10 protein-coding genes are annotated in these 12,288 nt (G+C 66.8%); 5 read left to right on the top strand and 5 right to left on the bottom strand.

Translation table 11 applies throughout. The features are described 5' to 3' along the window. Window positions 1-62: 62 nt before the first annotated feature. Window positions 63-710: a class II aldolase/adducin family protein gene (locus tag NTX40_03710; protein MCX5648192.1), complete on the bottom strand. Its 648-nt coding sequence runs from the start codon at window positions 708-710 to the stop codon at window positions 63-65. A gap of 733 nt (window positions 711-1,443) precedes the next feature. Here NTX40_03710 and NTX40_03705 point away from each other — a divergent pair. Then, entirely contained in the window at window positions 1,444-3,021 is a 1,578-nt protein-coding gene (locus tag NTX40_03705; protein MCX5648191.1) for a HEAT repeat domain-containing protein, read from the top strand. A 310-nt stretch (window positions 3,022-3,331) separates the two neighbouring features. On the opposite strand, the gene NTX40_03700 is transcribed toward NTX40_03705, so the two are convergent. The 4 genes from NTX40_03700 to NTX40_03685 form a co-directional block, all read right to left on the bottom strand. Continuing rightward, on the bottom strand, window positions 3,332-3,520 hold the full coding sequence (locus tag NTX40_03700) for a hypothetical protein (protein MCX5648190.1): 189 nt from the start codon (window positions 3,518-3,520) through the stop codon (window positions 3,332-3,334). Window positions 3,521-3,639: 119 nt separating this feature from the next. Continuing rightward, window positions 3,640-4,800: a sugar phosphate nucleotidyltransferase gene (locus tag NTX40_03695; protein ID MCX5648189.1), complete on the bottom strand. Its 1,161-nt coding sequence runs from the start codon at window positions 4,798-4,800 to the stop codon at window positions 3,640-3,642. Further along, window positions 4,797-7,136 carry a glycosyltransferase family 4 protein gene (locus NTX40_03690; GenBank protein ID MCX5648188.1) on the bottom strand — a complete coding sequence of 780 codons (2,340 nt, stop codon included), beginning with the start codon at window positions 7,134-7,136 and terminating at the stop codon, window positions 4,797-4,799. The genes NTX40_03695 and NTX40_03690 overlap by 4 nt, the downstream gene beginning before the upstream one ends. Window positions 7,137-7,432: 296 nt before the next feature. Then, a complete protein-coding gene (locus tag NTX40_03685; GenBank protein MCX5648187.1) occupies window positions 7,433-9,190 on the bottom strand; it encodes a PEP-CTERM sorting domain-containing protein in 1,758 nt (585 codons plus the stop codon). Between the two features lie 472 nt (window positions 9,191-9,662). On the opposite strand from NTX40_03685, the gene NTX40_03680 reads away from it, so the two are divergent. From NTX40_03680 to NTX40_03665, 4 genes are all read left to right on the top strand, one after another. Continuing rightward, window positions 9,663-10,208 (top strand): pyruvate ferredoxin oxidoreductase subunit gamma, encoded by a 546-nt coding sequence (locus NTX40_03680; GenBank protein MCX5648186.1) that lies wholly within the window; start codon window positions 9,663-9,665, stop codon window positions 10,206-10,208. Window positions 10,209-10,397: 189 nt separating this feature from the next. Further along, window positions 10,398-10,685: a 4Fe-4S binding protein gene (locus tag NTX40_03675; protein ID MCX5648185.1), complete on the top strand. Its 288-nt coding sequence runs from the start codon at window positions 10,398-10,400 to the stop codon at window positions 10,683-10,685. Beyond that, the gene (gene porA, locus NTX40_03670) at window positions 10,685-11,872 is read left to right on the top strand and encodes a pyruvate ferredoxin oxidoreductase (protein MCX5648184.1); all 1,188 of its coding nucleotides are present in this window, start codon (window positions 10,685-10,687) and stop codon (window positions 11,870-11,872) included. Before NTX40_03675 ends, porA begins: the two co-directional genes overlap by 1 nt. Before the next feature lie 98 nt (window positions 11,873-11,970). Then, window positions 11,971-12,288, top strand: a 318-nt coding sequence (locus NTX40_03665) for a pyruvate ferredoxin oxidoreductase (protein ID MCX5648183.1), incomplete at its 3' end; no start/stop codon positions are given.

Here is a 12,288-nt window from a genome sequence, read left to right as displayed (position 1 = left end):
CCTGGCCCAGCGGTATCCCTTCCAGCCGTCCGCGTTCTAGCGGGTTCGGGCGACGGCGGACCCTATGAGTTGCCGAGCACCTTTCGCCGGTACGCCTCCACGTCCATCCGCCGGATGGCGTCCTGCTCTTGGGCCGAGAGAGGCCGGGGCTTGCCGGCAATAAGAGCGGCCATCTGGGTCTTGGCCCCGTCCTCGATGCACCTCATCCGAACCAGCGCCTCATTGGCCGTCCGCCCCAGCGTCACGAAGCCGTGGTTCCGCAGGGCGACCGCCGGGGCCCCCGTCGCAAGGGCCTTTTCGACGGCCAAGGCCAACTCGGGCCCGGCGGGCATGATGAACGGGACGTGCTCGACGCGGTCCACGAAGGCGACGAAGTCGGGCGAGTAAGCCTCCAGGTCCGCGCCGCCGCTCACGAGGCCGACGGCGATGGGGGGATGGGCGTGGCAAACGAAGTTCGCCTCCGGCCGGGTTCGCAGCGCCCGCAGGTGCAACTCCCACTCGCTCGCCGGCCGCGGGCCGGAGAGGTGCTTGCCCGTCGCGATCTCCACGATGGCCCACTGGTCGTCACGCAACTTGTCCATGTCGTAGCCGGAAGGTTTGATGACCATCCGCTCGCCGTCGCGCGCGCTGATGTTGCCGCCCGCACCGATCACGAGACCCTGGTCAGCAAGCGCCCGCCCCAGCCTGTTAAGGTCATCGATGACGCTCATAGGCTCGTCTCCTTACCAAGACGGACGCGCACCGTCAAGAACTAACTCCCCGGGTCAACGCGGCTCGTGCTTCGTAGCGACTCTGCTTCGCCCTGCGTAGCGGGCTTCGCAGAGCAGGGAGTGGCGCTCTCTTCTCCGCCCTGCGTAGTCCCGGCGCGCCGGGACAGAGCAGGGTCGCCACTTCGCAGAGTAGCAAACTCGGAAGCCGGAAGCCGGGAGGGCGGCAACTTCATCCAGCCGCTCATCGGCGGACATGCGGCCTGGATCGTCGTGGAACCTTCCTTCGCCAAGGCCCGCCACGGGCGGGTGAACTTCCGCCTTCGCTCTGCAAGCTTCGTCGGACAAGTCGGCAGGCAGGCATGGGCACTTCTTGAGCCATCGCCCCCGCCTTCGCCTGCCGGCTACGGCGGGCAGGCACAACGGCTTGCCACGGGGTAGCGGCCTTGGCTGCGAAGCCGGGCCTTCCCCTTGGGACCGGCGAGCCTGCCCTGAGCAAGGCCGAAGGGTTGTCCGGCAGCCGGTGTAGAGGACGCCACTTGCCCTGAGCGAAGTCGAAGGGCCGCGGCGCCTGGCGCGGCGGAGCCTTGGCGAAGCCGGGCCCCTCTACTCCCTAGCTACCGCAGGAGAGTTCGAAATGTCCGCGTTCGGGGGCCTTGACGAGTCGGTCGAAATGTGCTGGAACCAAGCCCCGTGTGCGGCGTCTAATGTTTAGATCGAACGTGGGAGAGCCACTATGCGCAGATACCTGGCAGTTGGATTGGGGCTTTTTCTTGGGGTCGCAGTGGCTTGTACTGGTAATGGCACAGCGAGTGCCCCTGCCAAGCAACCGGCGGAACTGCCCGGCAGCGACTTATCCGTCACGCAAGCACTCAAGGCCGGGAACCTGATGTTCGTGGTCTTGTGCGAAGCGCAAGACGATCCCCGCGTCGCTACGGGCAGAGATGACGGCATCGTCGAGGCCATGCAGAGTTTTCGGGTGGTGATGGCTTTGGATGCCGGTATGAGGACCGGCGAGACTCTTCGATTGAGGTATTGGTGTCATAGGGCTCGGGGCCGCCAGGAGCGGACTGTTCAGAAGGGCGAGAGGGTCATCTGGTTTGTGGGGCTTACCGAGAAGGACGGCCGAGTCGGCATCAAGGCGATGGACCACACCTTGGAGAATCAGTTGGCTGCCACTCGCCCTCAGGCGCATCTCAAGCTCCCGGTACGTCAATGGGGTCAGGCCGTGGAGGGATTGCAGTGCGGGATCGATCCCAGAGGCAACGCGATCTTGCTGGCAGTCACGAATGTCTCGCCGAAGCCCGTGAGTATCGGGTACCTGATGAAGACAGACAAAGAGGGCGTCCTGCCCACGCCTTCGCTCACGCTGGAGATGAAGGATTCCGAGGGCCAATTCGTGCCCAGAATCAACAGTGCCACCGTGAAGATCAGCGGACCAGGAATCGCACTGAATCCCGGCTGGTTTTGCGTCCATTTCTTTGATGTGCGGCAGTACTTCGCTGTGAAGGAATCAGGCCAGTACCTTCTCACTGCCCGGATCGAGAAGTTTCCTGTTCGGGGCCCGCAGACCCAGATTCACACTATCTTTCTGGTGTCCGGAGAAGCCACACTCCTGGTCGACATGGCCAAACCCCAGACGCCCGCAGAAGGTCCGAGGGTTCACGCGTTCGCCCCGCGCGGAGAGGCGGCCCCCGCCACACAGGCTGCTATCCAGCCCGCGCAGCCGGAGACCGCGCCGGTGAACACAAGTGTACTGGCTCGGTTGAAGGGCATTGCTGCGTTAACGCGCACGCTGGCGGGCAATGCGGCTGCCCGGGTCCCAGAAGACAAATTGAGGCATCCCACACGGGATGAGCTTCTGAAACTTCAGAAGGCCCGATCATGGGATCGCTTGCTTGGAGGGGGCACCCAAGGCAACGCAGCGTGGCCATCGCTCACCGATGCGCCTGAACTGAGGGAGCTGCTGCTGAGCGACGATCCAGGTATCCGCGGTCTGGCCGTCGAGGCATTGGCCTCGCTGAAGCAGCGCGAGGATGTGGAGCGAATCGCCCGCCTCATGGACGACACCGCCACTGCCTTGCCGCGTCTGCTGGGCGTCCACGCGCTGCTGGAGTACGACGAACCGTCGGGACCGGTCTCGCCGGCAAAGGCGTGGGCCTGGTACGAGCCGCCGCCTGTCGGTCGGTATGCAGCTGAGGCTCTTGCCGGGATGACCAACGCGCCGGTCCTAGGCAGCAGCAAAGCCTTCAACGAGTGGTGGCAACAGAACAGGCCCACAACCACCCAGCCCGCCACCCAACCGGGGGATTGACCCAAAGCCGCCATTCCGGGATCGGGGCAGGGGCTCGGCCGGTAAGTTCGAAATCCCCCCGTTCAGGGGCCTTGACACGTTAGCGCTGTTAACTAACGGGCGATGTTAACGAGAGCCCATCGGCAGGCTCAGGGGCCGCGCGAGAGCCGCCTTCGCCCTTCCGGCTTCGCCATTTGGGCTACGCCGGACAAGTCGGGCTACGGCAGCCAGGGTTTGAGGCGGTTTCGTTCGGGGTTTGAGTGCAACCCGGTAGGTTGGGGTCGAAGCCCGAACGCGACGGCTCCGAACCCGCCTTCGCCCTCCGGGGCTTTCACCGTCGCCCTGCGGGCTTTGGCGGACAAGTCGGCGGGCAGGCCGAGAGCGCCGGCGGCGGCCCGGGACGCGGGACCAACTTGCCGTCCCGTGTGACGAGGCCGGCTTCCGCCAGGGCGTCGTCCAGGGCGGCGTACACCGTGATGACCAAATCCTCCAAGTCCAGCGTTTCGCGGATCGTCGGCATGGCACTCTCCCTCCCCAAGCCTCCCATGCCGCAGATATCGGACCCTCGCGGACAGAACTTGAGCCGCTTCAATCACTTACGAACCCTCGAACCGGAGCAAGGCATTGTCCCTATTTGTTTTATTTGTTGAGGATTTTTTCGACGAGGGGTTTGATGCATTCGGCGTGGGATTTGTCGCAGACGAGGGTGCCGCCCGGCCCGTGGACGATGACGCAGTTCTTCACGCCCACGACGAGTACGGGACGACTGCCGCCGGCGACGACGATGTTGCCCGTGGCGGCGTCGAGCAGGACGCTCCCGCGGACGCAGTTGCCGTCGGCGTCGGCCGGCAGAAGGTCCGAAGCGGCCAGCCAGCCGCCCACGTCGCTCCAGTCGAACGTCGCCGGAACGGACCAGACGTCCCGGGCCTTTTCCATGATGCCGTAATCCACGGAAATGGCGCGGAGGGACTGGAAGGCCTGGCGGGCGCGTTCGGCGAAGGCCGGGCTTCCGGCCGATTCCGCGAGCGGCTCGAGCGCCGCGGACACGTCGGGCAAAAGTTGCCTCGCCGCCTCCAGCAGCGTCCCGGCTTTCCAGATGAACATGCCGGCGTTCCAGAGGTATTCGCCGGAGGCCACAAACCGGGCGGCCCGCGGGACGTCGGGTTTCTCGACGAACTCCAGGACGCGGACCGGCTCGGCGTCGCCGGGCCGGCGCGCGAGTTTCAGGTATCCGAAACCCGTCGCCGGGTAGGTCGGCCGGATGCCGATCGTCCCCAGGCCGCCCAGGCGTGCGCGGGCGACGGCGGCGGCGACGGTCCGGCGAAAGGCGTCCAGGTTCGAGACGAGGTGATCGGCGGGCGTCGTGACCAGGATGCTGCCGGGGAATCGGCGTTCGGCGACGAGGGCCGCCAGGATCACCGCCGCCGCCGTGTCGCGCCGCATCGGTTCGCCGATGACGTTCGCCTCGGGCACCTCGGGGGTCTGCTCGCGGACGAGGCCGACGTGCGCGACGTTCGTCATGACGAGGATGCGGTCCCAGGGGACGAGCGTGCGGGCGCGTTCGGCGGCCTGGCGGTAGAGCGACCGTCCGGCCAGGGCCGTGAGGAACTGTTTCGGCTGCTCGGCGGTCCCGAGGGGCCAGAACCGCGTACCGAAGCCGCCCGCCATGAGCACGACGACCACGTCCCGCAGGGTCTCGCCGGTCGGCGCGGGCCCGCCTCGCGGCGAGGCCGCGGGCTTCGGTCTGGTTGCGGTCGCGGGGGAAGCGGCGGCGCAGGTGGGCGGGGCGGTCGGCGTCATGGTGTTTCCTCCGGAGCCGGGTCGGCGAGGGCGGGCGTGCCCGCGTCGCCGCGAGGCGTGCGGCGTGAGCGGCCGGGGCGATCGCTCTCGATCGCCCGCTGGTGCAGATGGATCCTCAGGAGCGAGAGCAGCCAGGCGAGCGTGCTTTCGGACCCCTGGTTCTCATTGGGGCGGTCGGGATGGAGGCCGTCGCGGCACCCGCCGCTCGACGGATCGTAGAGCGGCATGAGGATGTCGTTGCGTCCGAGGAACCACTCGAAGGCCGCCCGGGCGTGGTCCAGCCACTGGGTCTCGTGCGTCACGGCGTGGGCCGTCAGACACGCTTCCACCATGTCGTGGGCCTCGGTCGGCTGCTGGTCGAACTGGGCCTTCTGTTTGCCTCGCTCGTACCATCCCTGATTGCCGATCGGCGAGAACCATCCGCTGGGGCTCTGCTGGATCTGGAGGAGCCAGCGGAGGACCTCGAGGCCCTTGGCGAGCATCTCGGGTTCCCCTATTGCGTTGCCGGCGAGGATGAGCGCCTGGGGCAGGCGGGCGTTGGCGTAGGTGACGGCGGGTTCGGGCCAGGGCCAGCCGTCGGTCGCGGCCCGGCGGAAAGGTTCGTAGAGCCGCTTCGCAATCTTCTCTCGCGCCCGCCGCATGTTCGGATCGTCCCCGAACCGTTCCAGGTAGGCGTGGATGCCGAGCAGAGTGAATGCCAGGCACCGCGGCGAGGCGATCCTCTCGACGGCGGGCAAAGCCTCGCAAAACAGGTCGGCCGCCAGGAGCCGGTGCCCCGAGTCCTGGTCCATCGCGACGGTCGTTCCGAGGGCCCAGAGCGCCCGGCCGTGGCTGTCTTCCGAGCCTTCCTCCTCGAGCCACCGCCGGCCGTAACTCAGAAAGTTCCGGAACCGCCCCGTGCGCACGTTGAACGCCAGGTCCACGAAACTCAGGTACCGCGTGACGAGCGGCCTGAGGGTGGGGTCGTCCGGCGTCACGTAGCGCGCCAGGATCGCCGCGATCAGCGCGCGGGCGTTGTCGTCCGTCGTGTAGCCGCGACGCCGGTCCGGCACGATGTACCGCGCGTGCTGCATGATCCCGAAATCGTCGGTCAGGCGCCGCAGGTGTTCGAGGTTGACGGCCGGCAGTTCGCCCGCCAGGCGTGCGCCCGGGACGGCCTCTTCGAGTCCGAGTGCGGCTCCGTCGGGCGAACGGACGAGGAGGACCGGCTCCGGCCGCGACTCGTGCTCTTTCTGGATCTCCTTGAACAGCGCCAGGTATTGCCGGGCCACTTCCGGCCAGATCATCTGCCGGCTGAACGCGTACGCGCGCTCCCCCATCGCCGTCCGCTCCGCCTCGTTCGTCAGCAGGTCCACGCAGGCCCACGCGAGGGCTTCGGAGTCGCGCGGCGGGACGAGGCGGCCGCGGCCCTTCGTCAGCATGTCCAGGGCGTACCAGTAGGTCGTCGAGATGATCGGCTTGCCGGTCCCCATCGCGTAGGCCAGCGTGCCGGACACCGCCTGGTCCTGGTTCAGGTACGGCGAGACGTACAGGTCCGCGGCCATCAGGTACTTGAACAGTTTGCGGAGGCCGACGAATTCGTTCTGGAAGACGACGTGGTCGGCCACGCGCTCGCGGGCGAGTTGCTCCAGTTTCGTGCGATACGTTTCGCCCGCCTGTCGGCGGATGTTGGGGTGCGTCGCCCCCAGGACGACGTACAGGACGTCGGGGTGCTTGGCGACGATGGCCGGCATCGCCTCGATCATGTACTCGATCCCCTTGCCGGGCGACAGCAGGCCGAACGTCAGAATCACGCGCCGCCCCTCGGCCCCGATCTCCGCCTTGTGCGCGTCGGGATCGGTGCGCGGCACGTCGGGAATCCCGTGGTGGATCAGGCAGACCTGCTCCCGCTCCACGCGGTACACATCCTCCAGGAGCCGGATCGACCGCGGGCTCATCACCACCAGCCGATCCGCCAGACGCACGAGTTCCTCGAGCACGCGCCGCTCGGCCGGGCCCGGGTTCTTCAGGACCGTGTGGAGGGAAACGACGAGCGGCATGCGCAGTTGGCGCACCAGCGCCAAGAGGTGGCTCCCCGCCTCGCCGCCGAAGATCCCGTACTCGTGCTGCACGTTGACGAAATCGAAGCCGCCCGCCTGGATGAAGTTGAAGGCGTTGTAATAGTCCTCGAGGCGTTCGGCGTTGACATGGAACTCGACGCGCGGCGGGTAATCGTATCCTTCGGGGCGGTCGTTCATCGCCACCACCGCGACGTGCGCCTCTGGAACCTCTTCCGCCAGCGCCTCGCACAGGCCCGCCGTGAACGTCGCGATGCCGCAGCGCCGGGGGACGTACACGGGCGACTCGACGTGGCGAGCCGGTCCGCGAGGGCGTCTTTTTGCCAGAGGGCGTGCTACCCGGTGCCATGCGTCCTCCTCGCCGAGGGGCCGGACCGAGTACACATTTTACCAGACGGCCCGGGTTTTCTCAACCCGTAGATCGGCCGCTGTCTCCTTCAGCACTACTGCCGCGGGGGATACCGGGTAGTCTCCGATAGAAACCGGGTGCGGGGAAACCAGGCCCCGCACCCGATCTTCCTGAAGGTCGCACAATCTCTCGGTGCCGCGCTACTTCTCGGCCGGGCGTCCCTCGCCTAGCGGCGCCGGCGAAGCGCGAGAAGCGCCCCGCCCACGGCCAGGAGCGAGAGGGTCGCCGGTTCCGGCACGTACTCCAACTGGAGCGTCGTGACGGTCGAACCGCCCAGCCAGTTGATCTGCCATGCCTTCGCGTCCGCGAGAGCCAGGGCGATGCCATTGTCGGTAATCCCGCCCGAGGCCGTCAGCACGTCGAACGTGTCGCCCTTGCTCGCCACGTACGGGCCGTACCACGACACGTCAACCGTTCCGTCAAGGAGCGCCGTGCCGGTGACGACCAGGGTGTCGTAGTCGGTGCCGGGCGCAAGTCCGCCGATCTCGATCTCCAAGACGGCCGTGGCCGACTGATTGTAGTCGCCCGTGATGGTCAGCGTGCCGGGGGAAGCGCCGGGGGCGACCGTCCCGTTGTTCACAAGCGTCGTGCCGGAGAACACCAGGTTCCCGGGGCCGGTGATGCGGCCCGTGCTGGAGTTGGTCAACGTGGCGCCGGACCTGTCGAAGTAGGTCGTTGTGCCGACATAGAGCGTTCCCTCGTTCGTGAGGTCCAGGGTGAGGTAGCGGGGTCCGCCGGCGCCGGGGAGGACCTTGAGGAAGGCGGCCGAGGCGTTGGTGAGGGTCTGGCCGGGCGAGGTGCTGAGGGTGGCGCCGTAGGGGCCGCCGGTGCTCGTCAGGGTGATGACGCCGGAGTTCTGGAAACTGGAGGCGGCGTTCAGGGAGGCGGGGCCGACGGCGCCGTCCCCGGCCACGGTGAGGGTCTGGGCGGAGGCGACGTCGCCGGTCAGGACGCAGGCGCCCCACAGGAGGAAGTCGGCGGCGGTGGTGACGCCGGAGCCGATGTTCAGGGTCGAACTCTGGAGGCGGGGCGTGCCGCTGAGGGTGCCGCCGTTGTGGTTGAAGATGCCGCCGCCGAGGGAGAAGGCGCTGCCGGAGTTGAAGTCGAGGTCGGCGCCGGCGTTGTGGGTGAAGGTCTGGTTGCCGGCGTTCATCTCGAGGGTCTGGCCGGAGGCGATCTGGACGGAGCCGTTGTTGGTGAAGGTGGCGCCGTTACGGTTGAAGGACGTGGTGGCGTCGATCTGGACGGTGCCGTCGTTCGTGAGGTCCAGGGTGAGGTAGCGGGGTCCGCCGGCGCCGGGGAGGACCTGGAGGAGGCCGGCCGAGGTGTTGGTGAGGGTCTGGCCGAGCGAGGTGGTGCTGAGGGTGGCCGGGTAGCCGCCGCCGGTGCTCGTCAGGGTGATGACGCCGGAGTTCTGGAAACTGGAGGCGGCGTTCAGGGAGGCGCCGCCGACGGTGCCGTCCCCCTGGATGGTCACTTGACCATTCTGCGTGAGGGGGGCGGAGATCTGAACGCTGCCGCGGATCCTGAGGGTGGCGTCATTGGTCAACGTTCCGGATCCCGCCCAGGTGCCGTTGTCCATCTGGACCTCGCCCGCCTGGATTGCCGAGGGGCCGTTGACGGTCAACGTCCCTCCCGGAATGAGGAAGATGGCGTTGTCCGAGTTGAGGGTGAATCCCGCGATGGTCGGCGCGGTGTCCAGCGTCACCGTATATGGAGTGCCCGTGATGCTGATGGTGGCGGTGTCGGACGAACTGTCGCCGGGCACGCCCGAAGGCGTCCAGTTGTCGCTCAGGTTCCAGATGCCGGAGGCGGCGGTCGTCCAGACGTAATCCGCTGGTATCGACGCGATGACCGGCTCGACCTGTACGACGAGAAGCACGAGAGCAGCAGCGCAGACCAACCGATGTGTGAAAGCGGCCATGGATCCCTCTCCCTCTCCCAAGGCGAGGCGGGTTCTGCCGGCAGGGCGCCGGCCACGAACACCGACCTTGCGGAAACTCCCCCTTTGTCGGCTGCCTCTGTCACGGGAATCATCCCGCGATAGAGAACACCCTCTGGGATTCGGCGAGGAATAGTTTCGCGCGACTCCCCCCCGGGTGTCGTACGTCGAGGATACTATACACCAGAAATGGGGAAAAGTCAAATCGCGGCCGCGTAACGCTCGAGGGCTGCACGCTTCGCCTCGCGGGCTGACCGCCCCTAAGCCTCGCTGGCGCAAGAGGTTACGCCGCAGGCCCATGGCCGCTTCAACCCCGCAACTGAGTGGAGCCAGGAACCGGATTCTCCCGTCTGCGGCGGGAAGATTCGTCGGTCGCGGCGTGTAGAATCGTCCTTCCTTGCTTTTGTCCCGACGGACGGCTGGGCGACGTGCCTGAGAGGCAGGAGACCCGCGGATGCTCAAGGAGATTCGGATTCACGGTCGCGGCGGGCAGGGGAGCGTCACCGCCGCCGAGGTCCTCGCCAAGGCGGCGTTTAAGGACGGCCTGGTGAGCCAGGCGTTTCCGGCCTTCGGGTCCGAGCGGATGGGGGCCCCCGTGCGGGCCTTTTGCCGCATCTCCGATAAGCCCATCCGCACCCGCGCCGTCATCGAGGAACCCGATTACCTCATCGTCCAGGACCCGACGCTCTTCGGCCAGGTGGACATTTTCGGCGGCCTGAAGGCGGGCGGCATGGCCGTCGTCAACACCGAAAAGCCCCAGGAGATCGCTACCCCCGCGGGCACGACCCTCAAGGCGGTCGCCGGCACCAAGATTGCGATGGACGTCATCGGCCGGCCTATCCCGAACATGGTCATGGTCGGCGCCTTCGCGGGGACGACGGGCCTGGTGAGCCTGGAATCGCTCCAGGCGGCGGTGAAGGAGCGATTCGGCGGGAAGATCGGCGACCTCAACGCCGAGGCCGTCGCCAAGGCCTTCCACGCCGCCAGAAACGCAACCTGATTGCGGATTGCGGATTGCGGATTGAACGGCAAACGACCGCCGCTTGCGGCTTAGCGGCCGTTACGTTTAGCCGCCCCGCCCGCCACGGCGGGTAAACTTGCGGGGCGCGGGCCGTCACATTTAGCCGCCCCGCCCGCCACGGCGGGTAAACTTGCGGGGCGCGGGCCGTCACGAAAGCGAGGACGCGGCATGGCGAACAAGTTGCTCAGCATCGAAAAACTTTCCATCGGCTGCGTCGCCCCCCCCGGCGAGAGCCTCGCCAATAAGACCGGCGCCTGGCGGACCCAGCGCCCGGTCTTCAAGCAGAAGGACTGCACCGGGTGCCGCGGATGCGAAATGGTCTGCCCCGAAGGCTGCGTCTTCGGCGACCCGAAGAAGAAGCAATTCGACTTCGACCCGGACTACTGCAAAGGCTGCGGCATGTGCGCGGTCGAATGCCCCGTGAATGATATTGACATGTTGATGGAGGAGAAGTGATGGCGAAGGAAATCCTCGAAGGCGCGATGGCCGTCGCCCACGCCGTCGCCCGCTGCCGGCCGGAGGTCGTCGCCGCCTATCCCATTACGCCGCAGACCCACATCTCCGAGGAACTCTCGCAGATCGTGGCCGACGGCGACCTGGAGGCCGAGTTCGTCAAGGTCGAGAGCGAATTCGGCGCCGCGAGCGTCGTCCTCGGCGCCTCGGCCGCCGGCGCCCGGACCTACACCGCCACCTCCAGCCAGGGCCTAATCCTCATGACCGAGGTCCTCTGGAACATGGCCGGCATGCGCCTGCCGGTGGTCCTCGGGTGCGCGAACCGGAGCCTCTCGGCCCCGCTCTCCATCTGGTGCGACCACCAGGACGCCGAGTCGGTGCGCGACTGCGGCATCCTCCAACTTTACGCCGAGGATTCCCAGGAAGCGTGCGACATGCACGTCCTGGCCTTCAAGATCGCCGAGGACCGCCGCGTCCTCCTTCCCGTGATGGTCAACCTCGACGGCTTCCTGCTGACGCACGTTTTCGAGCCGACCGAAATCCCGGACCAAGCGCTCACCGACAAGTTTCTCGGCTCCTACGAGGCGGTCCTGAAACTCGACGTGGACGACCCGGCGACGTTCGGCGCGTTCTGCGAGCCCGACAAGTGCATGGAAGGCCGCTGGATGGTCCACGACGCCTGCCTCCGCAGCCTCGAGGTCATCGAGGAAGCGAGCGCCGCGTTCGCCAAAGCCTTCGGCCGAGACTCCGGCGGACTCATCGAAAAGTATAAGAGCGACGATGCCGAGACGGTTCTCGTGGCCAAAGGCTCCATCAGCGGCACGATCAAGGACGTCGTGGACGAACTGCGGGCCGAGGGGAAGAAGGTCGGCCTCGTGCGCCTGAAAGTCTTCCGCCCGTTCCCGCGCGACGCGATCCTCGCGGCCACCAAGGGCGCCAAGCAGATTGCCGTCATCGAGAAGGGCGGCTCCTTCGGCGCGGGCGGCATCATGACGCCGGAGGTCAAGGAAGTGCTTTACGACGCCGGCCTCAAGATTCCCGTGAGTGGCTTCTGCGTCCAGTTGGCCGGCCGCGAGGTCCCGCCCGACGGCATCCGCGAGATCATCGACCGCGTCGCCAAGGGCGAACGCCAGAAAGCGTACGAATACTTCCGCCTGAAAAAGGAACTCCTCCCCGACCTCGTGCCGTAACAGTTAGCCGCCCCGCTCGCGGGGCGCGTGTTGTTTTTCGTGAACGTGACGCAAAACGTGCATACGCCGTAACGCACCGAAATACGGAGGATGAAAACGTGGCATCACCCGTACCGTTCGATTACACCAATCGCGTCCTGAAACCCGGATACACCTCCTGCCTCGGCTGCGGCGAAGCGCTCGCCATGCGCATCGTCGCCCAGGCCGCAGGACCGCGGTCCATTTTCACCAACTGCACCGGATGCTCCGAGATCTTCACCTCGCGCTATCCCCAATCCTCCTGGTCGGCCCCCTGGATCCACAGCCTGTTCGAAAACGCGGCGGCCATTGCCTCCGGCGTTTATTACGCCCTCAAGCACAAGGGGAAACTCGAAGGCACGAACATCATCGCCATGGGCGGCGACGGCGGCACCGCA

This window comes from Planctomycetota bacterium (assembly GCA_026387035.1).
Lineage (GTDB): Bacteria > Planctomycetota > Phycisphaerae > FEN-1346 > FEN-1346 > JAPLMM01.
Note: the sequence above shows the minus strand (reverse complement) of the source record. Positions and strands in the feature narration are given on the sequence as shown.

What these genes read in the sequence shown, in the direction of transcription:
- NTX40_03710 (MCX5648192.1), bottom strand. Translation starts at nt 710, where the DNA reads ATGAGCGTCATCGATGACCTTAACAGGCTGGGGCGGGCGCTTGCTGAC.
- NTX40_03705 (MCX5648191.1), top strand. Translation starts at nt 1,444, where the DNA reads ATGCGCAGATACCTGGCAGTTGGATTGGGGCTTTTTCTTGGGGTCGCA.
- NTX40_03700 (MCX5648190.1), bottom strand. Translation starts at nt 3,520, where the DNA reads ATGCCGACGATCCGCGAAACGCTGGACTTGGAGGATTTGGTCATCACG.
- NTX40_03695 (MCX5648189.1), bottom strand. Translation starts at nt 4,800, where the DNA reads ATGACGCCGACCGCCCCGCCCACCTGCGCCGCCGCTTCCCCCGCGACC.
- NTX40_03685 (MCX5648187.1), bottom strand. Translation starts at nt 9,190, where the DNA reads ATGGCCGCTTTCACACATCGGTTGGTCTGCGCTGCTGCTCTCGTGCTT.
- NTX40_03680 (MCX5648186.1), top strand. Translation starts at nt 9,663, where the DNA reads ATGCTCAAGGAGATTCGGATTCACGGTCGCGGCGGGCAGGGGAGCGTC.
- NTX40_03675 (MCX5648185.1), top strand. Translation starts at nt 10,398, where the DNA reads ATGGCGAACAAGTTGCTCAGCATCGAAAAACTTTCCATCGGCTGCGTC.
- porA (MCX5648184.1), top strand. Translation starts at nt 10,685, where the DNA reads ATGGCGAAGGAAATCCTCGAAGGCGCGATGGCCGTCGCCCACGCCGTC.